The 25,651-nt window shown below is 66.2% G+C and carries 26 protein-coding genes, 1 tRNA gene and 1 pseudogene; 14 read left to right on the top strand and 14 right to left on the bottom strand.

Translation table 11 applies throughout. From position 1 onward, the window contains the following. The first annotated feature begins 152 nt into the window (after window positions 1–152). From ACQ86G_RS10965 to ACQ86G_RS10955, 3 genes are all read left to right on the top strand, one after another. Window positions 153–770, top strand: coding sequence for a hypothetical protein (locus ACQ86G_RS10965; protein ID WP_431260581.1), 618 nt, complete (start codon window positions 153–155; stop codon window positions 768–770). A gap of 193 nt (window positions 771–963) precedes the next feature. Further along, entirely contained in the window at window positions 964–1,278 is a 315-nt protein-coding gene (gene grxD, locus ACQ86G_RS10960; RefSeq protein ID WP_431260580.1) for a Grx4 family monothiol glutaredoxin, read from the top strand. Then, window positions 1,278–1,871: a UbiX family flavin prenyltransferase gene (locus tag ACQ86G_RS10955; RefSeq protein WP_431260579.1), complete on the top strand. Its 594-nt coding sequence runs from the start codon at window positions 1,278–1,280 to the stop codon at window positions 1,869–1,871. The genes grxD and ACQ86G_RS10955 overlap by 1 nt, the downstream gene beginning before the upstream one ends. Here the strand turns inward: ACQ86G_RS10955 and ACQ86G_RS10950 are convergent. From ACQ86G_RS10950 to ACQ86G_RS10940, 3 genes are all read right to left on the bottom strand, one after another. Beyond that, window positions 1,862–2,503, bottom strand: coding sequence for a lytic transglycosylase domain-containing protein (locus tag ACQ86G_RS10950; protein ID WP_431260578.1), 642 nt, complete (start codon window positions 2,501–2,503; stop codon window positions 1,862–1,864). The two genes, ACQ86G_RS10955 and ACQ86G_RS10950, sit on opposite strands and share 10 nt — an antisense overlap. 88 nt (window positions 2,504–2,591) lie before the next feature. Continuing rightward, window positions 2,592–3,692 carry a DUF418 domain-containing protein gene (locus ACQ86G_RS10945; protein ID WP_431260577.1) on the bottom strand — a complete coding sequence of 367 codons (1,101 nt, stop codon included), beginning with the start codon at window positions 3,690–3,692 and terminating at the stop codon, window positions 2,592–2,594. Beyond that, window positions 3,689–5,431 (bottom strand): proline--tRNA ligase, encoded by a 1,743-nt coding sequence (locus ACQ86G_RS10940; RefSeq protein WP_431260576.1) that lies wholly within the window; start codon window positions 5,429–5,431, stop codon window positions 3,689–3,691. The genes ACQ86G_RS10945 and ACQ86G_RS10940 overlap by 4 nt, the downstream gene beginning before the upstream one ends. Window positions 5,432–5,567: 136 nt before the next feature. On the opposite strand from ACQ86G_RS10940, the gene ACQ86G_RS10935 reads away from it, so the two are divergent. Continuing rightward, entirely contained in the window at window positions 5,568–6,293 is a 726-nt protein-coding gene (locus ACQ86G_RS10935) for an RNA pyrophosphohydrolase (RefSeq protein ID WP_431260575.1), read from the top strand. 92 nt (window positions 6,294–6,385) lie between these two features. On the opposite strand, the gene proB is transcribed toward ACQ86G_RS10935, so the two are convergent. From proB to rplU, 4 genes are all read right to left on the bottom strand, one after another. Continuing rightward, window positions 6,386–7,555: a glutamate 5-kinase gene (proB, locus tag ACQ86G_RS10930; RefSeq protein WP_431260574.1), complete on the bottom strand. Its 1,170-nt coding sequence runs from the start codon at window positions 7,553–7,555 to the stop codon at window positions 6,386–6,388. Window positions 7,556–7,594: 39 nt separating this feature from the next. Beyond that, window positions 7,595–8,791 carry an Obg family GTPase CgtA gene (gene cgtA / locus ACQ86G_RS10925; protein ID WP_431260573.1) on the bottom strand — a complete coding sequence of 399 codons (1,197 nt, stop codon included), beginning with the start codon at window positions 8,789–8,791 and terminating at the stop codon, window positions 7,595–7,597. A gap of 234 nt (window positions 8,792–9,025) precedes the next feature. Further along, the gene (rpmA, locus tag ACQ86G_RS10920; RefSeq protein ID WP_088407914.1) at window positions 9,026–9,283 is read right to left on the bottom strand and encodes a 50S ribosomal protein L27; all 258 of its coding nucleotides are present in this window, start codon (window positions 9,281–9,283) and stop codon (window positions 9,026–9,028) included. Window positions 9,284–9,320: 37 nt separating this feature from the next. Then, complete coding sequence (gene rplU / locus ACQ86G_RS10915) at window positions 9,321–9,632, bottom strand: 50S ribosomal protein L21 (protein ID WP_067065598.1); 312 nt, start codon at window positions 9,630–9,632, stop codon at window positions 9,321–9,323. A 319-nt stretch (window positions 9,633–9,951) separates the two neighbouring features. Here rplU and ACQ86G_RS10910 point away from each other — a divergent pair, with 319 nt between their 5' ends. From ACQ86G_RS10910 to ACQ86G_RS10875, 8 genes and pseudogenes are all read left to right on the top strand, one after another. After that, entirely contained in the window at window positions 9,952–10,881 is a 930-nt protein-coding gene (locus ACQ86G_RS10910) for a polyprenyl synthetase family protein (RefSeq protein ID WP_431261378.1), read from the top strand. 39 nt (window positions 10,882–10,920) lie between these two features. Next, window positions 10,921–10,997, top strand: a tRNA-Pro gene (locus ACQ86G_RS10905). A 388-nt stretch (window positions 10,998–11,385) separates the two neighbouring features. Next, on the top strand, window positions 11,386–13,053 hold the full coding sequence (pilB, locus tag ACQ86G_RS10900; protein WP_431260572.1) for a type IV-A pilus assembly ATPase PilB: 1,668 nt from the start codon (window positions 11,386–11,388) through the stop codon (window positions 13,051–13,053). A 125-nt stretch (window positions 13,054–13,178) separates the two neighbouring features. After that, a pseudogene (locus ACQ86G_RS10895) lies at window positions 13,179–14,413 on the top strand (type II secretion system F family protein). A 21-nt stretch (window positions 14,414–14,434) separates the two neighbouring features. Then, window positions 14,435–15,394, top strand: a complete 960-nt coding sequence (locus ACQ86G_RS10890; RefSeq protein WP_431261377.1) for a prepilin peptidase — start codon at window positions 14,435–14,437, stop codon at window positions 15,392–15,394. Between the two features lie 28 nt (window positions 15,395–15,422). After that, entirely contained in the window at window positions 15,423–16,016 is a 594-nt protein-coding gene (coaE, locus tag ACQ86G_RS10885) for a dephospho-CoA kinase (protein WP_431260571.1), read from the top strand. A 69-nt stretch (window positions 16,017–16,085) separates the two neighbouring features. Then, window positions 16,086–16,841 carry a cell division protein ZapD gene (gene zapD / locus ACQ86G_RS10880; protein ID WP_088407952.1) on the top strand — a complete coding sequence of 252 codons (756 nt, stop codon included), beginning with the start codon at window positions 16,086–16,088 and terminating at the stop codon, window positions 16,839–16,841. A 53-nt stretch (window positions 16,842–16,894) separates the two neighbouring features. Beyond that, a complete protein-coding gene (locus ACQ86G_RS10875) occupies window positions 16,895–17,104 on the top strand; it encodes a DNA gyrase inhibitor YacG (protein ID WP_431048699.1) in 210 nt (69 codons plus the stop codon). 34 nt (window positions 17,105–17,138) lie between these two features. Here ACQ86G_RS10875 and ACQ86G_RS10870 read toward each other — a convergent pair whose 3' ends face one another. The 3 genes from ACQ86G_RS10870 to tal are packed head-to-tail and all read right to left on the bottom strand — an operon-like array spanning window position 17,139 to window position 20,376. After that, window positions 17,139–17,759, bottom strand: a complete 621-nt coding sequence (locus tag ACQ86G_RS10870) for an HAD family hydrolase (protein ID WP_431260570.1) — start codon at window positions 17,757–17,759, stop codon at window positions 17,139–17,141. A gap of 41 nt (window positions 17,760–17,800) precedes the next feature. After that, on the bottom strand, window positions 17,801–19,429 hold the full coding sequence (gene pgi, locus ACQ86G_RS10865; RefSeq protein ID WP_431260569.1) for a glucose-6-phosphate isomerase: 1,629 nt from the start codon (window positions 19,427–19,429) through the stop codon (window positions 17,801–17,803). Continuing rightward, window positions 19,426–20,376, bottom strand: coding sequence for a transaldolase (gene tal / locus ACQ86G_RS10860; protein WP_431260568.1), 951 nt, complete (start codon window positions 20,374–20,376; stop codon window positions 19,426–19,428). The genes pgi and tal overlap by 4 nt, the downstream gene beginning before the upstream one ends. Window positions 20,377–20,606: 230 nt before the next feature. Between tal and zwf the strand changes: the two genes are divergently transcribed. Then, window positions 20,607–22,052: a glucose-6-phosphate dehydrogenase gene (zwf, locus tag ACQ86G_RS10855; RefSeq protein ID WP_431260567.1), complete on the top strand. Its 1,446-nt coding sequence runs from the start codon at window positions 20,607–20,609 to the stop codon at window positions 22,050–22,052. Between the two features lie 10 nt (window positions 22,053–22,062). Next, entirely contained in the window at window positions 22,063–22,923 is an 861-nt protein-coding gene (locus tag ACQ86G_RS10850) for a MurR/RpiR family transcriptional regulator (protein ID WP_431261376.1), read from the top strand. 94 nt (window positions 22,924–23,017) lie between these two features. On the opposite strand, the gene ACQ86G_RS10845 is transcribed toward ACQ86G_RS10850, so the two are convergent. From ACQ86G_RS10845 to mlaD, 4 genes are all read right to left on the bottom strand, one after another. Then, window positions 23,018–23,332: an STAS domain-containing protein gene (locus tag ACQ86G_RS10845; RefSeq protein WP_431260566.1), complete on the bottom strand. Its 315-nt coding sequence runs from the start codon at window positions 23,330–23,332 to the stop codon at window positions 23,018–23,020. Window positions 23,333–23,336: 4 nt separating this feature from the next. Next, complete coding sequence (locus ACQ86G_RS10840; RefSeq protein WP_431260565.1) at window positions 23,337–23,981, bottom strand: MlaC/ttg2D family ABC transporter substrate-binding protein; 645 nt, start codon at window positions 23,979–23,981, stop codon at window positions 23,337–23,339. 126 nt (window positions 23,982–24,107) lie between these two features. Continuing rightward, window positions 24,108–25,157 carry an MlaA family lipoprotein gene (locus ACQ86G_RS10835; protein WP_431260564.1) on the bottom strand — a complete coding sequence of 350 codons (1,050 nt, stop codon included), beginning with the start codon at window positions 25,155–25,157 and terminating at the stop codon, window positions 24,108–24,110. Continuing rightward, window positions 25,154–25,642, bottom strand: coding sequence for an outer membrane lipid asymmetry maintenance protein MlaD (gene mlaD, locus ACQ86G_RS10830; protein ID WP_431260563.1), 489 nt, complete (start codon window positions 25,640–25,642; stop codon window positions 25,154–25,156). Before mlaD ends, ACQ86G_RS10835 begins: the two co-directional genes overlap by 4 nt. Window positions 25,643–25,651 lie beyond the last annotated feature (9 nt).

Raw genomic sequence — 25,651 nt, 5'->3', positions numbered from 1 at the left:
TGCGGGAATCCGCGCCGGGAATCCGCAACAGTGCCTGGAATCCCCCTCAACTCGATCTGGCGCCGTAACCGGGGCGGGCGTAGCATGGTCTGACTTGGTGCCCGTTTTGATCCATCTTGAAACGGGTTCGTCGTCAGTGTGGGAGACCTGCCATGAGCGCCGCCCCCTTGCTCCTGCGCCTTGCCGTGGTCCTGGCCGGCAGTGTCTGCATGGCCGGCGCGGCGTGGGCCCAACAGGGCCTGCAACTGAAACCGGACCGCAAGGCGTTCACCAGCTGGCAGGGCCGGCTGCAGTTGAGCCAGGCCCAGGACAACGACAGCCTCTCCTTCGACGCCCGCAACGGCAGCCGCTTGTTGAGCGCGAACCTGCTGGCGGACTACTACCTGACCGGATCCGGCCTCGGTGCCGGCACGCGCGGCGGCCTGCGGGCCACCGGCGGCCTGATGCTGGGCCCGATGTCGCTGCTGCAGAGCAGCTCCGGCCTGGCGCTGGGCCAGAGCGCGGCGGTCTCGCCGTCGCTGTCGGCCGGTCGCCGCAGCCTCAGCCTGCTCACCGGCCCCGACCGCGAGCCCAACCTGTCCCTGTCCTACGTGGGCGTCGGCTACACCAGCTATTCGCTGCGAGGCGGCTGGGGCTTCAGCGCCGACGTCGGCGTGGTAGGCGGCGGTGCCTCGAGCCTGCGCCTGGGCAACAGCGCGCCACAGGCCGAGTTGTCGCAGGACCTGCGCTACAAGCCGGTCGTCCAGTTCGGCGTCAGCTACAGCTTCTGAGACTGCCCGCGCCACAGGCCGCTGCCCGGCACCGCGGTTCGAACGACTTGAGCCCAGCCCAGCGCGGGCTTGCGCGCTGCTTGATAATCCTCGTATCGCGCGGTACCGCGCCGACCCACGCCCGTGGGCCCGGAACGGATCCTGCCTCGCACCGCATCAGCCTTTCCGCATCTGCTTTCAGAGGATTTCCGCCATGAGCGACGTTCAGCAACGCATAGCCGACCTGGTCAAGAGCAACCGCATCGTGCTCTTCATGAAGGGCACCGCGCAGTTTCCGATGTGCGGCTTCTCCGGCCGTGCGATCCAGATCCTGAAGGCCAGTGGCGCCGCCGAGCTCAAGACCTTCAACGTCCTCGAGGACGAAGGCGTCCGCCAGGGCATCAAGGACTACGCCAACTGGCCCACCATCCCGCAGCTCTACATCGACGGCGAATTCGTCGGCGGCTCCGACATCATGATGGAGATGTACGAGAGCGGCGAGCTGCAGCAGCTGCTGGCCAAGGCCTGATGACCGCCGCGGCAGCACCGCGGCCGCGTCTGATCGTCGGCATCAGCGGCGCGACCGGCGCCGCCTACGGACTGCAACTGCTGCGGCGGGCCCGCGCGATCGGCGCGGAGACCCACCTGGTGCTCAGCCCCGCGGGCGTGCTCAATGCCCACCATGAACTGGGGCTCGCGCGCGATGCGCTGGAGCGCGAGGCGGACTTCGCCTACGCGCCCGGCGACATCGGCGCCTGCGTCGCCAGCGGCAGTTTCCCGACCGCCGCGATGGTGATCGCGCCCTGCTCGATGCGCACCCTCGCCGCGGTCGCGCACGGGCTCTCGGACAACCTCATGACCCGCGCCGCCGATGTCACGCTCAAGGAGCGTCGCCGGTTGATCCTGATGGTGCGCGAGACGCCGTTCAACCTCGCCCACCTGCGCAACATGACCGCGGTGACCGAGATGGGCGGGATCGTCTTCCCGCCGCTGCCGGCGCTGTACCTGAAGCCGACGACCATCGACGAGATGGTGGCCGAGACCGTCGAGCGCGTGCTCGAACTGGCGCAACTGCCCGGCGCGACGCCGCAGGCCTGGCTGGGGCTGCGGCCTCAGGTCTGACCCGGCATCAACCAGCCCTTGCGGGCGCCCATGACCATGTTGGGATACTCGGCGCGTCCGCGGCTGCCGTTGTAGCGGCCCAGCGCAAGGAACAGGTCGCCCTTCTCGCGGTCCAGGTAGTGCCGCAGGATCACGCAGCCGAAGCGCAGGTTGGTCTGCATGTGGAACAGCCGGGACACCTGCCCGTCGCCGATCGAGCGCATCCAGAACGGCATCACCTGCATGTAGCCGCGGGCGCCCGCGACACTGATCGCGTACTTCTTGAAGCCGCTCTCCACCTGCACCAGCCCCAGCACCAGCGCCGTCTCGAGGCCCGCGCGGGCGCTCTCGTACCAGATCGTCTCGAGGAACTCGATCCGCATCTGGGTCTCGCTCTTCTTGCGCTTCATGCGCTCGCTCATCTCGCCCAACCAGCGCAGGTAGGCCAGGCGCGGCTCGATCGAGTCGAAATGCGGCTTGGGCGGCGCGTCCGACGCGATCGCCGCCGACATCGCGGAGCGGACCGCATCGGCCAGTGGCTCCTCCACCTGGGCGCCAGCGAACGCCGGGCGCGGCAGGCAGCAGGCCGCGCCGGCGAGCAGCAGCGCGCGGCGCGAGGTGGGGGCAATCGTCTTGAAGCCAGAGTCAGTCACGGGAACGGCGGAGGTCAGGGGGCGTCGGAATTCGATCGACAAGCGCGAGGGGCGCGGCGCGGCAGCATAACGGCGCGCGCCGCCGCCGTCAGCGGGAGAGCCAGCGTTCCAGCGGCAAAGGTCGCGGACCGCGCACGCGCGCGAGCAGCAGGCCACCGGTCCAGTAGGCGAGCGCCAGACCGGCTGCCACCACCGTGCCCGGCTGCCAGGCGAGGCCGACGCCGCTGAAGAGCGCGAAGCTCAGGACCGAACTGAAGAGGTACAGGCTGAGCGTGTGCCGCCCCAACGGCGCGAGCGCACCCAGCAGTCGTGGATCGCTGCGCATGCGCAGCACCAGCGCGGGCACGGCAGCACTCAGCAGCAGCATCGTCGGATAGAGATAGAAGATCGCATAGCGGCCGGTGACATGGCTGTCACCGTCGCGCAAACCGGGCCAGAGCAGGGACGCGAACGCGATGTTCACCGCCACCGCCGGCCACAGCGCACGGCGGGACCAGCGCCGCAGCGCGGGCTCCCAACGGGGATGGGAAAACAGCCGCAGGCGCGCCGCCATCAGTCCGGCAGTCATCAGCAGCAGCGGCGTGGGCAACCCCAGCGTGGCGAAGGCGATGGTCGAGGCAACGAAGTGACCCGCGTTGCGCAGCGTCCAGTCGCCCCACGTGGTCGACGCCGACAGCGGCATCGACGGCTCGCCCGACAGCGGCATGCTGGCCATCAGGACCGTGAGCGCGATCACCGCGAGCTCCAATCCGATCAGCACCCGCAGCCGGACCTTGAGCATCGCCATCGAATGCCCGGCCCAGATCGCCAGCACCGCGCCGGAGATCGCGTAGAGCGTCAGGATGTCGCCCATGTAGAGCAGCGTGCCGTGCAGCAGCCCAAGCACCAGCAGCTTCGCGAGGCGCCGTCGACGCTTGCCCAGGGCCTCATCGCCTCGCGACTGGGACAGACCCTGGCTGTAGCCGAACAGGAAGGCGAGCAGCGCGATGCCCTTGCCCGCAATGAGCGCGTGCAGGAACCAGGAGACGATCTGGGCGCCGACGCCGTCGGCGGGCGACGGTGGGCTGAGGGGGCCCGCATCCGGCAAGGCCGGATAACCGACCCAATTGACCGCGACCACCGGCAGCAGCGCCAGCGCGCGCAGCGCGTCCACCGCCGCGACTCGCTGCGGCGGACGGGCCGGATTCACGCGAGTCGTTGCTTCAGGTGAGCCACGACGTCAGCCAGCGCCAGCTTGGTGGCGGCGGCATCGCGGCGACCCTGGTACTCGACCTGGCCTTCCTTGAGACCGCGGTCGGAGATCACCACGCGATGCGGCACACCGACCAGTTCCCAGTCCGCGAACATCGCGCCGGGGCGCTCGCCGCGGTCGTCCAGCAGCACGTCGATGCCGAGGTCGAGCAGTTCTTCGTACAGCTTCGTCGCGGCGGTCTTCACCTCTTCGCTGCGGTCCATGCCGATCGGGCACACCACCACCGTGAACGGCGCGATCGCGTCGGGCCAGACGATGCCGCGCTCGTCATGGTTCTGCTCGATCGCCGCGCCCAGGATGCGGGTCACCCCGATGCCGTAGCAGCCCATTTCCATCAACTGGGGTTTGCCGTTCTCATCGAGGTAGCTCGCGTTCATCGCGGCCGAGTACTTCGTGCCGAGATAGAAGACATGCCCGACCTCGATGCCGCGCTGGATCGCCAGCACGCCCTTGCCGTCCGGCGAGGGGTCGCCTTCGACGACGTTGCGGATGTCGGCGACCAGATCAGGCTCGGGCAGGTCACGACCCCAGTTCGCACCGGTGAAGTGGAAGTCGGCCTCGTTGGCGCCGCAGACGAAGTCCGTCATGTTGGCGACGGTCCGGTCGGCGATGACCTTCAACGGCTGCTTCAGGCCGATCGGGCCCAGGTAGCCGGGCTTGCAGCCGAAGTGCGCGTCGATCTCCGCGGCGGTCGCAAAGCGGAAGCCGCCCTTCAGGCCCTCGAGCTTGCCGGCCTTCACTTCGTTCAGGTCGTGGTCGCCGCGGACCAGCAGCAGCCAGACCTGCGACTTGACGATGTTGCCTTCGTCGTCGAGCTCGTCCGTCGCCAGCACCAGCGACTTCACGGTCTGTGTCAGCGGCAGCTTCAGCAGCTCGGCGACATCGGCGCAGGTGGCCTTGCCGGGCGTCGGCGTCTTCGTCAGCGGCTGCGTTGCGGCACCGCGCGTGGCGATCAGCGACAGCGCCTCGGCCAGCTCGATGTTGGCCGCGTAGTCGCTGGTCGGGCAATAGATGATCGCGTCTTCGCCGGTCTCGGCAATGACCTGGAACTCATGCGAGCGGTCGCCGCCGATCGCGCCGGTGTCCGCCGCCACGGCGCGGTACTGCAGGCCCAGCCGGTCGAAGATCCGGCCGTAGGCCGCGTACATGGCGTCGTAGCTGCGGCCAGCCGCGTCCTTGTCGCGGTCGAACGAGTACGCATCCTTCATCGTGAACTCGCGGCCGCGCATGATCCCGAAGCGGGGCCGGCGCTCATCGCGGAACTTCGTCTGGATGTGATAGAAGTTCTTCGGCAGCTGCTTGTAGCTGCGCAGCTCCTGGCGCGCGATGTCGGTGATGACCTCCTCCGACGTCGGCTGGATGATGAAGTCGCGCCCATGGCGGTCCTTCACACGCAGCAGCTCCGGGCCCATCTTGTCGAAGCGCCCCGTCTCCTGCCACAGCTCGGCCGGCTGCACGACCGGCATCAGCAGCTCGACCGCGCCGGCCCGGTTCATCTCGCCGCGGATGATGTGCTCGACCTTGCGGATCACGCGCAGGCCCATCGGCATGTAGTTGTAGATGCCGGCGCCCAGGCGCTTGATTATGCCGGCCCGCATCATCAGTTTGTGGCTGACGACTTCCGCATCGGCGGGCGCTTCCTTGAGCGTGGAGATGAAGAACTGGGAGGCTTTCATGGGCGCAGAAAATAAAAGTCCGCGGTCAGCCGGGCCGCCGCGGAAAAAACCGTGCATCACCGAGGGTTAGCGATGATCGCGCCGGGTCGCAGCCCCGGTGCAATAATCAATCCAACGAATGATTTGAAGGTTGATTATGCTCGACCGTGAAGGCTTCCGGCCCAACGTCGGCATCATCCTGCTCAACCACAAGAACGAGGTGTTCTGGGGCAAGCGCATACGCACCCATTCTTGGCAGTTCCCCCAAGGGGGCATCAAGCATGGAGAGACGCCCGAGCAGGCGATGTTCAGGGAGCTGCATGAGGAAGTGGGCCTCACTGCGGACCACGTGCGCATCATCGCGCGCACGCGGGACTGGCTCCGTTATGAAGTGCCGGACCACTTCATCCGGCGCGACGCGCGCGGGCATTACCGCGGGCAGAAACAGATCTGGTTCCTGCTCCAGATGATGGGTCGCGACAGCGACATGAATCTGCGCGCCACCGACCACCCCGAGTTCGACGCCTGGCGTTGGAACGAGTACTGGGTGCCGCTGGAAGCCGTGATCGAATTCAAGCGCGGCGTGTATCAGATGGCGTTGACGGAACTCGCGCGCTTCCTGCCGCGCTTGAATCATCACAACCGCTACCTGCGTGCCGGCATGCGACCGCCGCCGCGCGGCGACCGTCATGGCGGACACGGCGACCACGGTGAGCATCACGGCGATCAGGACCATCACCGGCATGAGCGCTTCGATCACCGGCCCCACGACCATGACGGCCCGGCGCATGCGGAGGTCACGCATCAGGAGCAACACGACGGTCGCGAAGCCGCTCCGCCGAACGCCGCCCATGGCGGCCCGGTGGAACCTCCGAAGGACTGAGCGCCCGCTGCTGGCGATGTGGACATGACAAAGGCGCCCGAGGGCGCCTTTGTTTCTGCTGCACACGCTTCAGCGCGGTATCCCTGGCCGCATCAACGCAGCACGAGGTTGTCGCGGTGGATCAGCTCCGGTTCGGCCGCATACCCCAGCACCCGTTCGATGTCGAACGACGGTTTGCGCGCGATCAGCCGGGCCTCGGCGCTGCCGTAGTTGGTCAGGCCGCGCGCGAGCTCCTTCCCGCTCAGGTCGACGATGGCGATGACGTCGCCGCGATGGAACTCGCCCGACACCTCCTGCACGCCGATCGGCAGGAGGCTCTTGCCCTCCTCCCGCAGCTTGACCGCCGCGCCCGCGTCGACGATGACCTTGCCGCGCAACTGCAGGTGATCGACCATCCACTGCTTGCGCGCCGCGAGCTTCGCGGTCGAGGCCATCAGCGCCGTGCCGATCGCCTCTCCGGCGGCCAGGCGCAGCAGCACGTCGGGCTCGCGGCCCCAGGCGATCACGGTGTTGGCCCCGCTGCTGGCCGCACGCTTGGCGGCCAGGATCTTGGTGATCATCCCGCCGCGTCCGATGCTGGAACCGGCGCCGCCGGCCATCTCCTCGAGTTCGGGCTTGCCGGCCGTCGCGCGGTCGATGAAGCGGGCGTTCGGATCCCTGCGCGGATCGGCCGAGTAGAGGCCCTTCTGGTCGGTGAGGATCACCAGCGCATCGGCTTCCACCAGGTTGGCGACCAGCGCGCCGAGCGTGTCGTTGTCGCCGAACTTGATCTCGTCGTTGACGACGGTGTCGTTCTCGTTGATCACCGGCACCACGCGGTGCTGCAACAGCGCCAGCAGCGTCGAGCGCGCATTCAGGTAGCGCTCGCGGTCCGCCAGGTCGGCATGCGTCAGCAGCACCTGCGCGCTGGTCAACCCCTGCTCGCGCAGCTTGGTCTCGTACATCTGCGCCAGACCCATCTGGCCGACGGCCGCCGCGGCCTGCAGCTCGTGCAGCTCCTTCGGGCGACTCGCCCAGCCCAGCCGCTTCATGCCCTCGGCGATCGCGCCGCTGGACACCATCACGACCTCGCGCCCTTCGCGTGCCAATTCCGCGAGCTGCCGGCACCAGTTGCCGATCGCCTCGGCGTCGACGCCGCGGCCCTCGTTGGTCACGAGACTGGAACCGACCTTCACGACGATGCGTCGCGCGTCCTTGAGGACGCCGTTCAGTTCGTCGCCCAGGGTGCCAGTCAGAGGGCCGGTGAGGTTGCCGTTGCTCATGCGCGGAGGATCAGGGAACGGTGGGGCCGAAGCCGGAAGTCAGGGCAGCGGATCGAAGCGCGGATCGCGCTCAGGCGGCTTTTCCGCCTTTTCCGCCTTCTCGGCTTTCGCCGCCTTGATCGCCTTGGCCTTCGTGGCGCGCGTCTTGCGCGTTTCCTGGAAAGCCTTCGGCGGATCGATCGTCGGCGCGTCGAAACGCGCGTCCGGGTCTTCCACCGGCGGCGACTGGATCGCCGCCACGTGGTCGTAGATGGCGCGGATCAGCGGCTCGCAGCCCTCGCGCGTCAGCGCGGAGATCTCGAACACCGGCCCCTTCCACTTGTAGCGCTTGATGAAGTCCTTCACGCGGGCCGCGCGCTCTTCCACCGGCACCATGTCCAGCTTGTTCAGCACCAGCCAGCGCGGCTTCTCATACAGCGCCTCGTCGTACTTCTTCAGTTCCTTGACGATGGCCTTGGCCTCGGCGACCGGGTCGACGTCCGGATTGAACGGCGCCAGGTCGACCACATGCAGCAGCACGCGCGTGCGTTGCAGGTGGCGCAGGAACTGGTGACCGAGGCCGGCGCCTTCGGCGGCACCCTCGATCAGGCCGGGGATGTCGGCGATGACGAAGCTCTTCTCCGGACCCACGCGCACCACGCCCAGGTTGGGATACAGCGTCGTGAACGGGTAGTCGGCGATCTTTGGGCGCGCGTTGGACACGGCGGCGATCAGCGTCGACTTGCCGGCGTTGGGCTGACCGAGCAGGCCGACGTCGGCCAGCACGCGCAGTTCCATCTTGATCTTCTTGATCTCGCCGGGCCAGCCGGGCGTCTTCTGACGCGGCGCGCGGTTCGTCGAGGTCTTGAAATGCAGGTTGCCGAATCCGCCGTCGCCGCCCTTGGCCAGCAGCACCGGCACATCGGGCTCGAGCAGCTCGGCGATGATCTCGTCGGTCTCCAGGTCACGGACGATGGTGCCGACCGGCACTTTCAGCGTGATGTCCTCGGCAGCGGCGCCGAACTGGTCCGAGCCGCGGCCCGCTTCACCGTTGCGGGCCTCGTGGCGGCGCGCGTAGCGGTAGTCGATCAGCGTGTTGAGGTTGCGGTCGGCCATCGCGAAGACGCTGCCGCCCTTGCCGCCGTCGCCCCCGTCCGGGCCGCCGAAGGGAATGAACTTCTCGCGGCGGAAACTGGCGCAACCCGCGCCGCCGTTGCCGGCGGCGATATCGATGGTGGCTTCGTCAACGAACTTCATGGATGGCCTTCAGTCCCGGAGAGCGGGGCTATCGTAATTCACGCCCTCACGCTCCCGCGCGAGGCCATGCTTTGAATCGGAGCGAGTCAGGGTTCGCCGGAACTCACAGTCGGCGCCGACCCCGCGCGACCGCGGGTCCGGAAAAAGCAAAGCCCCGGACGAAGCCGGGGCTCTGGGTCCGCCGAACACGGGAGACCACGTCTCCCGCATCGCGGCGTCAGGACATCAAGTCGCTCAGATCGCCGTGACGACGACCGTGGAGCGGCTGTTCTCGCCCTTGACGGTGAAGGACACCGTGCCGTCGATCAGCGCGAACAGCGTGTGGTCCTTGCCCATGCCCACGTTGGTACCGGCGTGGAACTTCGTGCCGCGTTGGCGGACGATGATCGAGCCAGCCGAGATGGTCTGGCCGCCGTACACCTTGACGCCCAGCATCTTCGGCTTCGAGTCGCGGCCATTTCGTGTTGAGCCGCCGCCCTTTTTCTGTGCCATGGATTACTCCTTGATCAGATTACGAGAGAGTCAAAGATCAGCCGTTGACCGCGCTGATTTCCAGCTCGGTGAACGTCTGGCGATGGCCTTGGCTCTTCTTGTAGTGCTTGCGACGACGCAGCTTGAAGATGCGCACCTTGTCGTGCTTGCCATGAGCCACAACGGTGGCCTTCACGCTTGCGCCCGCAACCAAGGGAGTCCCGATCTTCAGGTCCGCGCCGTTTCCGACAGCCAGCACCTGGTCAATCACGATCTCTTGGCCAACTTCCGCAGCAATCTGTTCTACCTTGATCTTTTCGCCAGCAGCAACTTTGTATTGCTTGCCGCCGGTTTTTATGACCGCGTACATATCAGCCCTTTCACATGAGAGCGGCCCGTCAGACTCCAGAGGAACTCAGCGACCGCCCAAGAAAAAACACCGCATAAAGATGCGGAGCCCAAGAATGTAGCACAGACCCCTTCACTGATGCAAACCCGGGGTTGCCGGGAAGCCCGCAACCGCCGGCCTTCCGAGGCCACGGCGACGCGTGCGTGCGAAGGCGCGGACGACGCGCACGGACCTGTGCCCGCGCCTTCCTATAATCCGCGCTTCCCCTCACAGTGAGTCCAGAGTGCAGCCCATTGCCTCTACCCCAGTTGCCGAGGTCCTCGAGGCGCTGAATGCGCAGATGAATGAAGTCGATGCCGTGATCGCGCAACGGCTTCGCTCGGACGTCGCCCTGATCAACCAGATCTCCGCCTACATCATCCACGCGGGCGGCAAGCGGATGCGGCCCAAGCTGGTGCTGATGTTCGCCAACGCGCTGGATGCCGACTCCCCCGCCAGCCGGGAGCTGGCAGCAGTCGTGGAGTTCATCCACACCGCCACGCTGCTGCACGACGATGTCGTCGACGAGTCCGCGCTGCGACGCGGCAAGCAGACCGCCAACGCGTTGTTCGGCAACGCCGCCAGCGTGCTGGTGGGCGACTTCCTGTATTCCCGCGCCTTCCAGATGATGGTGTCGGTGAACCGGATGCGCGTCCTGGAGGTACTGGCCGACGCGACCAACGTCATCGCCGAAGGCGAGGTCCTGCAGTTGATGAACATGCACGACCCGGATGTCGCGGTGGACAGCTATCTTCGCGTCATCCGCTACAAGACGGCCAAGCTGTTCGAGGCCAGCGCGCGCCTGGGCGCGGTACTGGCCGACGCGCCGCCTGCACTCGAGGAAGCCTGCGCCGGCTACGGCCGCGCCCTGGGTACGGCCTTCCAGCTGATCGACGACACGCTCGACTACGAAGGCACCAGCGAATCACTGGGGAAAAATGTCGGCGACGACCTGCGCGAGGGCAAGCCGACGCTGCCGTTGCTGATCGCGATGGAGCGCGGCACCGAGGAAGACCGCGCACTGATCCGCCACGCGATCGAGCATGGCGAAGTCGAGCGCCTGCAGGACATCGTCTCGATCGTGCGCCGGACCGGCGCACTGGAGGCGACGCGCGAGGCCGCTCGCGCGGAGGTCGCACAGGCGAGACAACATTTGTCGGCACTCCCTCTTTCCAAGTGGAAAGAAAGCCTGCTAGAATTTGCGGCTCAGTCGGTGGAGAGAAGTTCTTGAACAGACGTTCTTGAAAGACTCTTGATCGAGTGACCAAAACGGGGTGTAGCTTAGCCTGGTAGAGCGCTACGTTCGGGACGTAGAGGCCGGAGGTTCGAATCCTCTCACCCCGACCAGGACATCGATGACGCCGCGAATCGCAAGATTCGCGGCGTTTTCTTTGCGCGCGCCGGAACACGTTCACGACGCACCCAACGACACTCCAGCGCAGAACATCGCGTCGACCAGACGGCACGGGGTCAGGCCTTGCACGGAAGGAGTGGGTGCTGGGGATGTCTCGCACATTTCGCGCTCAATTTCCAGTGACCAAGGCCGAAACTGCACGAACCGTGTGCTTTAGTGAAAGCCAGGATAGGCCCTCCTGCCTGCCCTCCGTTCATGGGGGTAAAGTGAGGGGCTGCTCCGGCGCGCGCGCCGGCATCCGGCAAGACCCTACCCGATGGCGATATCCGTGGACACCACACTGGCCGAACCCCTCAGTCCGCCCTGTCAGGCGTTGCTCGCGTGCTCGTGCACGCCGGCAAGCTCAAGCCTCAGGCCGCCGAGGACCTGGTCAAGCTCGCCCGGGAAAAGAAGACCAGCTTCGTGAATGCGGTCATGGCCTCCGGCACGGTCACGCCATCCGACCTGGCGCACACGCTGTCGCATGCGCTCGCCCTGCCGCTGCTGGACCTGAATTCGGTCGACGGGCACAAGCTCCCACAGAACATCATCGACGCCAAGCTGGCGGCGCAATACCAGGTCGTGGTGCTGGCGCGCCGAGGCAACCGGCTGTTCATCGGCGGAGCCGATCCGACCGAACAGGAAGTCGTCGAGCGCATCAAGTTCGCCACCCAGCTGACGCCCGAGTGGATCATCGTCGAGCACGACAAGCTCGCCAAACTGCTGGGCATCACCGCCGCATCCACATCAGAAGCCCTGGAAGCGATCGCGGGCGAGGACTTCGACTTCGACATTGCCGAGGACGATGCGCCCCCTCCCGAGGAATCGCAGGAAATCACCGATGTCGAAGACGCACCGGTCGTGCGCTTCCTGCAGAAGATGCTGGTGGACGCCATCAACATGCGGGCATCGGACCTGCATTTCGAGCCGTTCGAATATCACTACCGCGTCCGGTTCCGGGTCGACGGCGAACTGCGCGAGATCACGCAGCCGCCCATCGCGATCAAGGACAAGCTCTCATCCCGGATCAAGGTGATCTCGCGGATGGACATTTCCGAACGCCGCGTCCCCCAGGACGGTCGGATGAAGCTGAAGTTCGGCTCCAAGGCGATCGACTTCCGGGTCTCGACGCTGCCGACCCTGTTCGGCGAGAAGATCGTGATCCGGATCCTGGACCCGTCCTCGGCCAAGCTCGGCATCGAGGCCCTGGGCTACGAGAAGATCGAAAAGGAACGGCTGCTTCATTGCATCCAGCGGCCCTACGGAATGATCCTGGTCACAGGGCCGACGGGTTCGGGCAAGACGGTGTCGCTGTACACCTGCCTGAACATCCTGAACGTGCCGGGCACCAACATCTCGACCGTCGAGGATCCGGCAGAAATCAACCTGCCCGGCATCAACCAGGTCAACGTGAACGACAAGGCGGGGCTGACCTTCTCGGCCGCGCTCAAGGCGTTCCTGCGTCAGGATCCCGACATCATCATGGTCGGTGAAATCCGGGACCTGGAGACGGCGGACATCGCCATCAAGGCCGCGCAGACCGGCCACATGGTGATGTCGACACTGCACACCAACGACGCGCCGACGACGCTGACCCGCTTGCTGAACATGGGCGTCGCGCCCTTCAACATCGCCTCGAGCGTGCTGCTGATCACCGCGCAACGACTCGCGCGCCGCCTGTGCGAGAACTGCAAGGCACCCGCCGAATATCCGAGGGAGGCCCTGCTGCGCGCCGGCTTCACGGAACCAGATCTCGACGGCAGCTGGAAGCCGTACCGGGCGGTCGGCTGCGCGAATTGCAACAATGGTTATCGTGGACGGGTCGGTCTTTACCAAGTGATGCCCATCACGGAGGCGATCCAGCGGATCATCCTGGCCGAGGGAACGGCCGTGGACATTGCTCACCAGGCCCGTGCGGATGGCGTGCGGGATCTGCGGCAGTCCGGGCTGGTCAAGGTCCGGGCAGGCGTCACGACACTGGAAGAGGTGCTGGCGGCCACCAACGAATGACATCGGAAGCATGACGCGGCGTCCTTGGGCGCCGCGTTCGCGCGTCTGGCGTCAGGTCACCAGGATCGATCGAACGAGTCAAAGATTGGGAGCGCCACTCGTCTGGCGCGACGGCAGGAGGTGATATGGCGACGACCACCGCAGGCGCCAAGGGCGCGGCCAAGGGCATCAAGGAATACGTCTTCGAATGGGAAGGCAAGGACCGCAACGGCAAGATCGTCCGCGGTGAGATGCGGGCTGGCGGCGAAGCCGTCATCAGCGCATCGTTGCGTCGTCAGGGCATCCTGGTCAGCAAGATCAAGAAGCGGCGCAGCTCCGGCGGCAAGTCCATCAAGCAGAAGGACATCGCCGTCTTCACGCGGCAGCTCGCAACCATGATGCGCGCCGGCGTGCCCTTGCTGCAGTCGTTCGACATCGTTGCCCGCGGTAGCCCGAACCCCCGCATGACCAAGCTCCTGACCGACATCCGGCAGGACGTCGAAACCGGCACCTCACTGTCGGCCGCCTTCCGCAAGCATCCGCTCTACTTCGATGCGCTGTACTGCAACCTGGTGGAGGCTGGCGAGCAGGGGGCATCCTGGAAGCCTTGTTGGATCGACTGGCGATCTATCAGGAAAAGACCGTTGCGCTGAAGGGCAAGATCAAGTCAGCGTTGACCTACCCGATCGCGGTGCTGATCGTGGCCTTCGTGGTGACGGCCGTGATCATGATCTTCGTGATCCCGGCCTTCAAGGATGTGTTCAAGTCCTTCGGTGCTGATCTCCCTGCCCCCACACTGTTCGTCATGGCGATGTCGGAGATCTTCGTTGCCTACTGGTGGCTGATCTTCGGCGTCATCGGCGGCAGCCTGTACTTCTTCTTCCAGAGCTGGAAGCGCTCCGAGAAGATGCAGAAGTTCATGGACCGACTCCTGCTGAAGGTTCCGATCTTCGGCCAGTTGCTCTACAAGTCCGCCGTTGCCCGCTGGACCCGCACGCTGGCCACGATGTTCGCTGCGGGTGTGCCGCTCGTGGAAGCGCTGGACTCGGTGGGTGGCGCCTCCGGCAATGCGGTATTCGTCGAGGCGACGGAGAAGATCCAACGCGACGTGTCAACCGGCGCGTCGCTGACGACGTCGATGCAGACCACGGGCATCTTCCCGATCATGGTTCTGCAGATGTCGTCGATCGGCGAGGAATCCGGCTCACTGGACCACATGCTGGGCAAGGCAGCCGACTTCTATGAGGAAGAGGTGGATGACGCCGTCAAGGCGCTGTCCAGCTTGATGGAACCCCTCATCATCGTGTTCCTGGGCACGTTGATCGGCGGCATCGTGATCTCGATGTACCTGCCGATCTTCAAGCTGGGCGCGGTGGTGTAAGTGGAAGATGCCGTGTTGGAAATCCTGCGGGATCCGATCCTGCGGGATCCGATCCTGCGGGAGATCTTGCTGTCACCGGCATTCCTGGCGGTGATCGGACTGTGCGTCGGCAGCTTCCTGAACGTCGTCATCTTCCGCACGCCGGTGATGCTGCACCGGGAATGGCTGTCCGAGTGCGCGGAACAGATGACGCGCACGGATGAGCTACAGCGGTATACGGGTATCGACGCCGCCCAGGCGGGTCACCTGGCGGAGGCTGCCACGCCGATGGGGGAGGCCCTGGCGGCGCAACCGCCCTTCTCGTTGTTGCGACCGGCTTCGCGCTGCCCACATTGCGGGCACCAGCTCCGCTGGCATGAAAACCTGCCGCTGCTCGGCTGGCTGCGGCTCGGCGGCAAATGCGCCTCGTGCAAGGCGCCGATCTCGGCCCGATATCCATTCATCGAGTTGCTGACCGGTGCCTTGTTCGCAGCCATCGCCTGGCGCCTGGATTCGGAGCCCGTCGCGCTGCTTTATTGCGGATTTGCGGCAACGCTGGTGGCGCTCGCCGGCATCGATTGGGACACGACGCTGTTGCCCGACCACATCAACCAGCCGCTGCTCTGGGCCGGCCTGCTGGGGGCATTCCTGGGCTGGATACCGGTGACGCCGAATGACGCCTTCATCGGCGCGGTCATCGGCTACCTGTCGTTGTGGTCCATCTACTGGGGCTACAAGCTGTTGACCGGCAAGGACGGCATGGGCCACGGTGACTTCAAATTGCTGGCGGCACTTGGCGCATGGCTGGGGTGGCAGATGCTGATTCCAGTGGCGCTGTGCGCTTCGCTTGTCGGTGCGCTGGTGGGACTGGCAATGAAGTTCAACGGCGGTCTGCGCGAGGGGAATGTCGTCCCGTTCGGCCCATTCCTGGCCGGCGGCGGACTGGCGGTGCTGCTGGTCGGCCCGGCCCGCATCGCCACCTGGCTGATTCCCCCTGCCTGACTCCGGTCCGCCAGCGAAGACCCGCATCATGCGCATCGGCCTGACGGGCGGCATCGGCAGCGGCAAGAGCACTGTGGCAATGGCGATGGTGGATCTGGGCGGCGCGTTGCTGGTCGACACCGACGCCATTTCCCGCGCACTGACCCTGGCCGGCGGCGCTGCGATGCCGGCCCTCTCGACACATTTCGGACGGACGCTCATCACACCGGAAGGCGCTCTCGATCGCGCCGCCATGCGCGACCTGGTGTTCCGGGACCCGCGTGCCAAAACGGCGCTCGAAGCCATCCTGCATCCGATGATCAGCGTCGAGACCGCACGGCAGGCGGCACTCGCAGCGCCTGGGCAGCTCATCTTGTTCGACGTGCCGCTGCTGGTCGAATCCGGTCGCTGGCGACGACAGGTCGACCGGGTGCTGGTCGTCGACTGCGAAGAAGAGACCCAGGTCGCCCGCGTCATCGCGCGATCGGGCCTGAGCGAGTCGGCCGTTCGCGCCATCCTGGCGCAACAGGCGACGCGGACTCAACGCCGGGCCGCCGCCGATGCGGTGATCCACAACGAGGGCCTCACGCTTGAACAGCTGAAGGACGAGGTCCGCCTGCTGCTGACGAGTCCCCTGCTCTGACACCGCCCCCGATCGGGCGGCGCTGTGACACTGTGGAACAATGGTCACTTGCCGCAAAGGGATGTCGACTTGGTCCTCTACGAATACCCGTTCAACGAGAGCATCCGCACGATGCTCAGACTCGAACACCTGTTCGACCGGCTCGGTCAGTTGATGGCGCGCGACACGGCGATGGATCACCACTTCGCGTTGGCCACCATCTTCGAGGTGATGGATGTCGCCTCGCGCGCCGACCTCAAGGCCGACCTGCTCAAGGAGCTGGAACGTCACCGCACGCAGTTCAACAGCTACCGCGGCAATCCTGCGGTATCGGAAGCCGTGCTGGACGAGGTGGTTGGCCGCATCGACGCCGCCTTCGACAAGCTCAACCAGTTGCCCGGCAAGGCCGGTCACGCGCTCACGACCAACGAGTGGCTGATGAGCATCCGCAGCCGGATCTCGATCCCCGGCGGCACCTGCGAGTTCGACCTGCCGGCCTACTACGCGTGGCAGCAGCTGCTGCCGGTGCGCCGGCGCAATGACCTGATGCAGTGGGCGCAGACGCTGATGCCGTTGGCCGAAGCGCTCAACGTGCTGCTGGGCCTGCTGCGCGACAGCGGCTCGCCGCACAAGGTGGCCGCCCACGGCGGTCAGTATCAGCAGAGCCTCCCGCCGGGCCGCAGCTTCCACATGCTCCGCATGCGGATCGATCCCAGCCTGGGCCTGATCCCGGAGATCAGCGGCCACCGGCTGATGGTCTCGATCCGGCTGATGCGCCAGGATGAGGACGGGCGCTTGAAACCGGCGCCGGTCGACGCCACCTTCGAACTGACCCTGTGTTCCTGACCCGGTGCGCGCGGCGCTGAGCGCCTCGCGCCACCCGTAGTGCCGACTCCGTCATGCCCGAGAAATTCATCCCCGCCACGCCGGCGCCTCGCATCGTCCCCTGCCCCACCTGCGGCGGTGACAGCCTGTTCGCGCCGAGCAACCTGTGGCGCCCGTTCTGCAGCGAGCGCTGCCGCCAGATCGACCTGGGCCACTGGTCCGACGAATCGTTCCGCGTGGCCGCGCCGCCGACGACGATCGACGAGGACGACGCCTCGAAGTAGGTCGCCGCGCTCAGCGCGCGCCGAACGCCATCCCTCAGGCCGGCAGCAGTTCCCGACGTACCAGGTCTTGCCGCGCCAGCTCCGGCGTCGTGAACAGGTGCGTGTGCCAGCCGAGCGCCTTCGCCGCGGCAATGTTGTCCGGATGGTCGTCCAGGAACAGCACCTCGTCGGGCTTGGCGCCGAACTGCTCGAGCGCGAGGTCGAAGATCTCGCGCGACGGCTTCGACTGCTTCACACGCCCCGAGAACACGCCCGACACGAACCAGTCCTTCAACGGGAAGGTCTGCTCAAGGTAATCGGCATAGGGCTCGGGCATGTTGGACAGGAAGTGCAGCGTGTGCCCCTGGGCCTTCAATTCCAGGATCAGCGCCGCCGATCCTTCGATGAGCTTCAGTTCCGATGGCACGGCGTCCATCACCGCGACGATGTCCTCGCGCGGCCAGCCGGTGCGCGCGTGGATGCGGTCCGCCGTGGTCGGCGCATCCGCCAGCCCCTGGTCGAACGCACCCCAGTCGCCGCTGTAGGCCTGGAAGAAGTCCTTGGCGACGGCCGCCCCCTCGACTTCATCGGCGACGCGGTGGGCCCAGACGCGGGCCAGGAAACTCGGCGGGTGCCAACGGAACAGCACCGCGCCGAAATCGAACACGATCTTCATCTGACTCGTTCTCTACAGCGTTGAAATCGGGGAAAGCGCGTTCAACCGCGCACCTTGGCCAGCAGGCCGGCCGTGGAGGCGTCCAGGCCCGACGCATCGCCGCTGGTCAGGCGCGGCAGCAGGCTGTTGCACAGCGCCTTGCCGAGCTCCACGCCCCATTGGTCGAAGCTGTTGATGTTCCACACGGCACCGCTGACGAACACGCGGTGCTCGTACAGCGAGATCAGTGCGCCCAGCGACGACGGCGTCAGCGCCTCCAGCAGCAGCGTCGTGCTCGGCCGGTTGCCGGTGAAGCTCCGATGCCGCGCCAGCACATCCGGGTCCAGGTCCTGGGACGCCGTCGGCGCCTTCTCCGTGCGCGCGGCCTCCGCGGTCTTGCCTTGCATCAGCGCCTGCGATTGCGCCAGGCAGTTCGCCAGCAGCTTCACGTGTTGGTCCTGGAGCTTGTCCAGCAGTTCGCCGCGGACATGCGCACCGAAGTTCGGCGTTTTCACGGCGATGAACTCCACCGGGATCACGTCGGTGCCCTGGTGCAGCATCTGGAAGTAGGCGTGCTGGCCGTTGGTGCCGGCTTCGCCCCAGACCACCGGACTGGTGGCGTAGCCCAGCGGATCGCCGGTACGGTCCACGCCCTTGCCGTTGCTCTCCATCTCCAGCTGCTGCAGGTAGGCCGGCAGCCGGCGAAGACCCTGGTGATAGGGCGCCACCGAGCGGCTCGTGAAGCCGTGGAAATTGCGATACCAGACGTCCAGCAGGCCCAGCAGGACGGGCAGATTCCTGTCGAGCGGCGCGCTGCGGAAATGCTGGTCCATCGCATGCGCGCCGGACAGCAGCGCACGGAAGTGTGCCGAGCCCACGGCGATCGCGATCGGCAATCCGATCACCGACCACAGCGAATAGCGCCCGCCGACCCAGTCCCAGAATCCGAAGGTCGTCGTGATACCGAACTCGGCGGCCGCGTTCGCGTTGCTCGTCGTGGCGGCGAAATGCTTCGCGATGTCGGTCCCGCCGTTCTGCAGGAACCAGGCCTTCGCGGCCATCGCGTTGGCCAGCGTCTCCTGCGTCGTGAAGGTCTTGGAGGCGACCACGAACTGCGTGGTCTTCGGATCCAGGTCCCGCAGCACCGGGGCCAGGTCGTGCCCGTCGACGTTCGACACGAAATGCAGCGTCAATCCGGCCGGCACATACGACTGCAAGGCCTGCACGACCATCGCCGGCCCGAGGTCCGAGCCGCCGATGCCGATGTGCACGACGTCGGTGATGCCGCTGCGGGCCGCGTCGCGGACCGAATCGGCGAACGCCAGCATGCGCGCGAGCGAGGCCTGCACCTCGTCCGAGTGCGGCCCCTGCCCCGCCGGTGCACGCAGCGCCGTGTGCAGCACCGCGCGACCTTCCGTCGCATTGATGGGATCGCCGTTGAACAGCGCCTCGCGCTGCGACTCCAGTTGCACGTCCCGGGCCAGCGTCAGCAGCAGCTCCAGCGTGCGGGCGTCGATGCGGTTCTTCGACAGGTCCGCGAACACCTCCGGCGCCTGCAGCGACCAGGCCGCGAAGCGGCCCTCGTCGGCCGCGAAGGCCTGACGCACGTCGAACGCGCGTCCGGATTGCTGGAAATGGCTGTGCAAGGCCGCCCAGGTCGGGCTGCGGTCGCAACGCGGGAACTCGGTCATCGCAGGCTTTCGATCATCTGGTCCAGCTTGCCGGCATCGACGGCAAACAGGCGGATGCCTTCGGCCAGCTTCTCGGTGGCCATCGCATCCTGGTTGAGGGCGAAGCGGAACGCCGCCTCGTTGAAGGAGACCTTGGGCAAGTCCTGGGCCTTGGCAGCGTCCGCGTCGAGCGCGCGTGCCAGCGGGGCCTCGCTGCCCTGCAACTGGGCGAGCAGGTCGGGGCTGATCGTCAGCAGGTCGCAGCCGGCGAGCGCCTGGATCTGGCCGACGTTGCGGAAGCTGGCGCCCATCACTTCAGTCTGGATGCCGTGCTTCTTGAAGTAGTTGTAGATGGCAGCCACCGACTTCACGCCGGGGTCGTTGACACCGGCGTTGGCCGCCTCGTCCCAGTTCGCACCGGCGGATTTCTTGTACCAGTCGTAGATCCGGCCGACGAACGGCGAGATCAGCTGGATGCCGTTCTCGCCGCAGGCCACCGCCTGGCAGAACGAGAACAGCAGCGTCAGGTTGGTGTGGATGCCCTCAAGCTCCAACTCGCGCGCCGCCTGGATCCCCTCCCAGGTCGAGGCGACCTTGATCAGCACCCGGTCGCGGCCGATGCCGGCGTCTTCGTACATCTGGATCAGGCGGCGGGCACGCGCCAGCGTCGCCACGGTGTCGAAGCTCAGACGGGCATCGACCTCGGTCGATACGCGGCCCGGCACGACTTTCAGGATCTCCAGACCGAAAGCGACCAGCACCTTGTCGACGATCAGGTCCAGCGCGTCCGTCTTGTTCGCGGCGACGGTGTCCTCGAGCAGGTGGGCATAGTCCGGGGACTGTACCGCCTTCAGGATCAGCGACGGATTCGTCGTCGCGTCGCGTGGCGTGAACTGCGCCAGCTGCTTGAAATTGCCGGTGTCGGCGACGACGGTGGTGAAGGCCTTGAGTTGTTCGAGCTGGTTCATGTGCGTAGGCGCCTGGGGCGGTCGAAAACGGACGGGACGCGTCGGAGGCATGGGCATTGCCCCAGTCCACCGACGGAGAAACCCCTATTAGAACTGCTGGCGGCCCCCTGCCTTCGGAGGCGCCGCGCACGTTGACCGGCCCAAGAAACTGGGGCATCATAATTCCGGTAACTTCGTTACATCAAGACATCGCCAACAACTCTTACGCCCCGACGCGGGGCGCCGCGCCCATGTCCTTCGACCTCGTCTTCTTTGGTGGCACCGGTGATCTGACCTGGCGCAAGCTGATGCCCGCGCTGTTCCAGGCGTTCCGCCACGGCAAGCTGCCCGAAGGCGGCCGCATCCTGGCCGTCGCCCGCGACGAGCAGTCCGACGAGCGGTACCGCGAATGGCTGAAGGAGCGTTTCCAGGAAGTCGAGGCCGGCAAGCGACCGAACGACGAAGAGTTCTCCCGCTTCTCCGAGCTGGTGCACTACCGCCGCATGGACCTGTCGCAGCCCGATCACTATGCGCGACTGAAGGACTGGCTGGGCGAGCGCGATGCCGACACCGTCGTGTTCTACCTGGCGACCAGTCCCCACCTGTTCACGCAGATCTGCCAGCAGCTTGGCGCGGCGGGACTGAACGGAGACAACGTGCGCGTGGTGCTGGAAAAGCCGCTGGGCCACGATCTGGCCAGCGCGCAGGAGATCAACCGCGTCGTGCGCTCGGTGTTCTCCGAGACGCAGGCTTTCCGCATCGACCACTATCTGGGCAAGCCGTCGGTGCAGAACCTGATGGCGCTGCGCTTCGGCAACGCGCTGTTCGAACCGCTATGGCGGCGCGAGAGCATCGCCAACATCCAGATCACCCTGGCCGAAGGCCTGGGCGTCGGCACGCGCGGTCCGTTCTACGACGGCACCGGCGCGCTGCGCGACATGATCCAGAACCACGCGCTGCAGCTGCTGACGATGATCGCGATGGAAGCGCCGTCCAGCAACGACGCCGACGCGATCCGGGACGAGAAGCTGAAGGTGTTGCGCGCGCTCAAGCCCTTCACGGCGGAGAGCGTTGCGCGCGATGTCGTGCGCGGCCAGTACCGCGCGGGCAACGCCGAGGGCAAGCCGGTACCGGGCTACCTGGACGAAGGCAAGATCCCGGCGGACAGCCATACCGAGACCTTCGTCGCGCTGAAGACGGAGATCCAGAATTGGCGTTGGGCAGGCGTCCCCTTCTACCTGCGCACCGGCAAGCGCCTCGCCGCGCGTGACGCGCAGATCGTCATCAACTTCCGCCCGGTGCCGCACCCGATCTTCCCGGGCAGCAGCTGTCCCAATCGCCTGATCATCAAGTTGCAGCCCGAGGACGGGCTGGAGCTCCAGCTGATGGCCAACAAGGGCGGATCCAGCACCGAGGCCCTGAGCCCGGTCTCCCTCGACCTGGACTTCGACAAGGCCTTCGCGCACACGCGCGTCGGCGCGTATGAGCGGCTGCTGCTCGATGCGATCGCCGGACGCCTCAACCTGTTCGTGCGCAGCGATGAGCAGGAACAGGCCTGGCGTTGGGTCGAGCCGATCCTGAACTTCTGGAAGCAGGACAGCACCGGACCGCGCACCTATGTCGCCGGCAGCTGGGGGCCACCGGCATCGAGCGCGCTGGTGGCGCGCGACGGTCACTCCTGGATCGAGGAATGCTGACGCGATGAGCATGCTCGAACGAGTCAAGGCCGCGCTGCCCGCGCTGCCGCCCGCTGAACAGCGCGTCGCCAAGCTGCTGCTGGCCGATCCGCGCGCGTTCGCGAGCCTGCCGGTCAGCGAGCTCGCGGACCGCTCCCACGTCAGCAAGCCGACGGTGGTGCGCTTCTGTCGCAGCGTCGGGTACGACGGCCTGGCCGATTTCAAGCTGAAGCTGGCCGGCAGCGTCAATGAAGGCGTGCCCTTCGTGCATCGCGCCGTCGACGAGGATGACAAGCCCGGAGACCTGATCGTCAAGGTGGTCGACAACGCCGTCGCGGCGCTGCTTCACTACCGCAACGATGCCGCCAGCCACGCCTTCGAGCGTGCCATCGCGGCACTGTCCGAGACAGCCCGCCAGCGTCAGCGCATCGAGTTCTACGGCGTCGGCAACTCCGGCATCGTGGCGCAGGATGCGCAGCACAAGTTCTTCCGGCTCGGCGCCAACACCTTCGCCTGCAGCGACGGCCATGTGCAGTTGATGAGCGCGACGATGCTGGGCGCCGGCGACTGCGCGGTGATCATCTCCAACTCGGGTCGTAGCCGCGACCTGATGGATGCCGCCGAGATCGCCCGCAAGAAGGGGGCGACGACGATCATCATCACCGCCAGCGGCTCGCCGTTGGCCCAGATGGGACAGTTGCCAGGCCAGGTGCTGCTGGCCGTCGATCATCCGGAAGACTACGACCGCTACAGTCCGATGGTGTCGCGATTGCTGCACCTGATCGTCGTGGACGTGCTGACCACCGGCGTCGCCTTGCGACTAGGCGAGAACCTCCGTCCGATGCTGCAGGAGATCAAGCGCAACCTCCGCACCAAACGCTACGCGCAGTAGGACTTCGCGACCCTCGACCCTCCGCAAGAGGACTGGCATCGCTGAAAGGAAACAGGCCGCATCAGCGGCCTGTTCTCGTTGGACACCTCTCGCGTCAGGCCACCTCGGCGGGCGCCGGGGCATCTGCCCAGAACAAGTGTTCCAGGGCGTACACGCGAGCCAGCTCCCGCAGCTCACGAGGCGCCTGCTGCAGCGTCAATTGCCAGCCGTCCTGACCGCACAGTCGCAGCGCGCTGAGCAACAGGCTCAGCGCCGCGGAATCGAAGTCGTTCAGTCCGCTGGCGTCCAACGTGACGCTGCGACCTGCCGCGTTGCCGACCTGCGCCAGTTCGGCGCGCAACGCGCTCTCGAGCCGCACCCACTCCTCGGGCACATTCTCCAGACGCAGCCGCGACGGCAGCTTCAGCATCGCGTCAGCCCTTCTTGGCGCCCGAAGCGGCCGGGGCCGGGCGCGCGTTGCGCTCCGCCAGCGACTTGATCAGGCCGTCGATGCCCTTGGCATTGATCTCCTGCGCAAAGCTGTTCTTGTACTGGTCGGCCAGCCAGATGCCCAGGACGTTCACGTCATAGATCTTCCAACCGGAATCGAGCTTCTCCAGGCGGTAGTCCAACTGGATCGGATCACCCTTGCCGCGGATCTCGGTGCGCACGATGACTTCCTTGTCTTCGGGCGACGCACGCATCGGCTTCATCGCGATCGTCTGGTCCTTGACCTGCGTCAGCGCGCCGGCATACGTGCGCACCAGCAGCGTCTTGAATTCGTCCTGCAGACGCTGCTTCTGCTCCGGCGTCGCTTGACGCCAGAAACGGCCCACCGCCGTGGCAGTGATGCGCTGGAAGTCGACGTGCGGCATCACCTTGGTGTCGACCAGCTCCATGATCTTGTTGACGTCGCCGCCCTGGATGGCCTTGTCTCCCTTCACGGCATCCAGCGTCTCGATCGACAGCTCACGGATCAGTTGATCCGGTGCCGAGCTGTCGGCGGCGAAGGAGGCCAGCGGGCTCAGCGCGGCGATCGAGACGATCGCGCCCAGCAGCAGTCGTTTGGTGGCATTCATGCGTTGTCCTTTCTCTCTCTTCATGACACGGACCGGATCACAACGTGGCAAGTCCGGTTCCGGTTCACCGGTCGCCCCCATGGGCGTTACCGGTTGTTGCAGCGGTCAACGAGTCTTCACTGTCGTTCAGCGATCGCCCTGAGGGTTGACCGGCTTCTCGTCCGGCGTGATGACCTCGTAGTCGTCTTCTTCTTCCTGTTCCTTGTGCGTCTTGATGGTTCGACGCTGCAGGTAGGCGTCGCGCACGAAGGTGTACTTGTCCAGCGCGATGCCATCCAGCATGTCGGTCACCCGCAGCAGGTTGGCGCGGGTGTTGATCAGCTGGAGCGCGGAGATCGCGAACTTGTATTCGCCATCGTCGAACAGATAGGCCGGCGAGTAATAGATGTTGGCGGGCAGCGTCACGGAATCGCGCAGCGACGACGGCCCCAGCAGCGGCCACACGATGTACGGGCCTGTCTTGACGCCCCAGTAGCCGAGTGTGCGGCCGAGGTCTTCCGAGGTCTTTTCCAGGCCTGCGGGCGTGGCGATGTCGATCAGGCCGGCGATGCCGAACACCGAATTCACGGCGACGCGCATGGTCTGGGTGGCACCGGTCTTGAAGCGCCCCTGCAGGAACAGGTTGACCGCCGACCATGCGTCCGAGAAGTTGCCGAAGAAGTTGTCCACGGCCTGACGTGCCGGCTGCGGAACGAGGTCCGAATAGGCCGTGGCGACCGGACGCAGCAGGTTCTCGTCGAGCTTCTCGTTGAAGTTGAAGACCTTGCGGTTCCAGCCTTCCCAGGGATCCAGGCGGTTGCGCACGCGCGGGCCCGGAGTCGGAGCGTCCTGCACCGCTGCCGCGGCCGCACCGGCCTGTCCCGCCGCCGCCGGCTCGGCAGCAGAAGCCCCGGCTTCGGGCGCAGCCGCAGAAGCGGCGGACGCCGGCGCGGCGGCCTGGTCCTGCGCGGCTTCATCCGGGCCGGCCTGCGGCGCAGCCGTCGACTCGTCGACCTGCTGCTCCGCGGCTTGTGGTGCCGCGACGGCCTGCTGGGCAGGCGTCTGCGCCTGTTCGAGCGGCTGAGCGGCCTGCGCCATCGCCGGCGTTGCGGCGCACAGCAGCGCGGCACTCAACAGGACGGCCGCAAGTTCGGTCCGGCCCGCTCCAGCGGTCCCGACCGTTGTGGTGGTGGTCATTGCTTCTCTCCCGAGGCCGGCGTCGAGGACGCGTCGGCCGCCTTGTTATAGAGGAACTGGCCGATCAGGTTCTCCAGCACCACCGCCGACTGCGTCTGCGTGATGATGTCACCCGCGGCGAGGTTCTTTTCTTCCGCACCCGGCTCCAGGCCGATGTATTGCTCGCCCAGCAGGCCGGACGTGAGGATCTTGGCCGAGCTGTCCTTCGGGAACGCGACGCCCTGGCTCATGTTCAGGATCACGCGCGCCTGGAAGCTCTTGTCGTCGAAGCTGATCGTGCCGACACGACCGACCACGACACCCGCACTCTTGACGGCCGCGCCAGGCTTCAGACCGCCGATGTTGTCGAACTTGGCCGTCACGGTGTAGGTGTCCTGGAAATTCAGCGACAGCAGATTGCCGGCCTTCAGGGCCAGGAACAGCAAGGCCGCGCCGCCCAGCAGCACGAAGAATCCGACCAGCGCGTCATAACGAGAGGATTGCATCAGGCAACT

This window comes from Roseateles chitinivorans, assembly GCF_050632145.1.
In the GTDB taxonomy this organism is placed as follows: Bacteria; Pseudomonadota; Gammaproteobacteria; order Burkholderiales; family Burkholderiaceae_C; genus Roseateles; species Roseateles chitinivorans_B.
Note: the sequence above shows the minus strand (reverse complement) of the source record. Positions and strands in the feature narration are given on the sequence as shown.

Excerpts from the sequence above, each read along its gene's own strand:
- rpmA (WP_088407914.1), bottom strand. The coding sequence starts at position 9,283 with ATGGCACAGAAAAAGGGCGGCGGCTCAACACGAAATGGCCGCGACTCG.
- ACQ86G_RS10845 (WP_431260566.1), bottom strand. The coding sequence starts at position 23,332 with ATGCTGAAGCTGCCGTCGCGGCTGCGTCTGGAGAATGTGCCCGAGGAG.
- ACQ86G_RS10850 (WP_431261376.1), top strand. The coding sequence starts at position 22,063 with ATGCTCGAACGAGTCAAGGCCGCGCTGCCCGCGCTGCCGCCCGCTGAA.
- grxD (WP_431260580.1), top strand. The coding sequence starts at position 964 with ATGAGCGACGTTCAGCAACGCATAGCCGACCTGGTCAAGAGCAACCGC.
- ACQ86G_RS10910 (WP_431261378.1), top strand. The coding sequence starts at position 9,952 with ATGAATGAAGTCGATGCCGTGATCGCGCAACGGCTTCGCTCGGACGTC.
- cgtA (WP_431260573.1), bottom strand. The coding sequence starts at position 8,791 with ATGAAGTTCGTTGACGAAGCCACCATCGATATCGCCGCCGGCAACGGC.
- ACQ86G_RS10835 (WP_431260564.1), bottom strand. The coding sequence starts at position 25,157 with ATGACCACCACCACAACGGTCGGGACCGCTGGAGCGGGCCGGACCGAA.
- ACQ86G_RS10955 (WP_431260579.1), top strand. The coding sequence starts at position 1,278 with ATGACCGCCGCGGCAGCACCGCGGCCGCGTCTGATCGTCGGCATCAGC.
- rplU (WP_067065598.1), bottom strand. The coding sequence starts at position 9,632 with ATGTACGCGGTCATAAAAACCGGCGGCAAGCAATACAAAGTTGCTGCT.
- zwf (WP_431260567.1), top strand. The coding sequence starts at position 20,607 with ATGTCCTTCGACCTCGTCTTCTTTGGTGGCACCGGTGATCTGACCTGG.
- mlaD (WP_431260563.1), bottom strand. The coding sequence starts at position 25,642 with ATGCAATCCTCTCGTTATGACGCGCTGGTCGGATTCTTCGTGCTGCTG.
- pgi (WP_431260569.1), bottom strand. The coding sequence starts at position 19,429 with ATGACCGAGTTCCCGCGTTGCGACCGCAGCCCGACCTGGGCGGCCTTG.
- coaE (WP_431260571.1), top strand. The coding sequence starts at position 15,423 with ATGCGCATCGGCCTGACGGGCGGCATCGGCAGCGGCAAGAGCACTGTG.
- tal (WP_431260568.1), bottom strand. The coding sequence starts at position 20,376 with ATGAACCAGCTCGAACAACTCAAGGCCTTCACCACCGTCGTCGCCGAC.
- ACQ86G_RS10840 (WP_431260565.1), bottom strand. The coding sequence starts at position 23,981 with ATGAATGCCACCAAACGACTGCTGCTGGGCGCGATCGTCTCGATCGCC.
- proB (WP_431260574.1), bottom strand. The coding sequence starts at position 7,555 with ATGAGCAACGGCAACCTCACCGGCCCTCTGACTGGCACCCTGGGCGAC.
- ACQ86G_RS10965 (WP_431260581.1), top strand. The coding sequence starts at position 153 with ATGAGCGCCGCCCCCTTGCTCCTGCGCCTTGCCGTGGTCCTGGCCGGC.
- ACQ86G_RS10935 (WP_431260575.1), top strand. The coding sequence starts at position 5,568 with ATGCTCGACCGTGAAGGCTTCCGGCCCAACGTCGGCATCATCCTGCTC.
- ACQ86G_RS10870 (WP_431260570.1), bottom strand. The coding sequence starts at position 17,759 with ATGAAGATCGTGTTCGATTTCGGCGCGGTGCTGTTCCGTTGGCACCCG.
- ACQ86G_RS10940 (WP_431260576.1), bottom strand. The coding sequence starts at position 5,431 with ATGAAAGCCTCCCAGTTCTTCATCTCCACGCTCAAGGAAGCGCCCGCC.
- ACQ86G_RS10875 (WP_431048699.1), top strand. The coding sequence starts at position 16,895 with ATGCCCGAGAAATTCATCCCCGCCACGCCGGCGCCTCGCATCGTCCCC.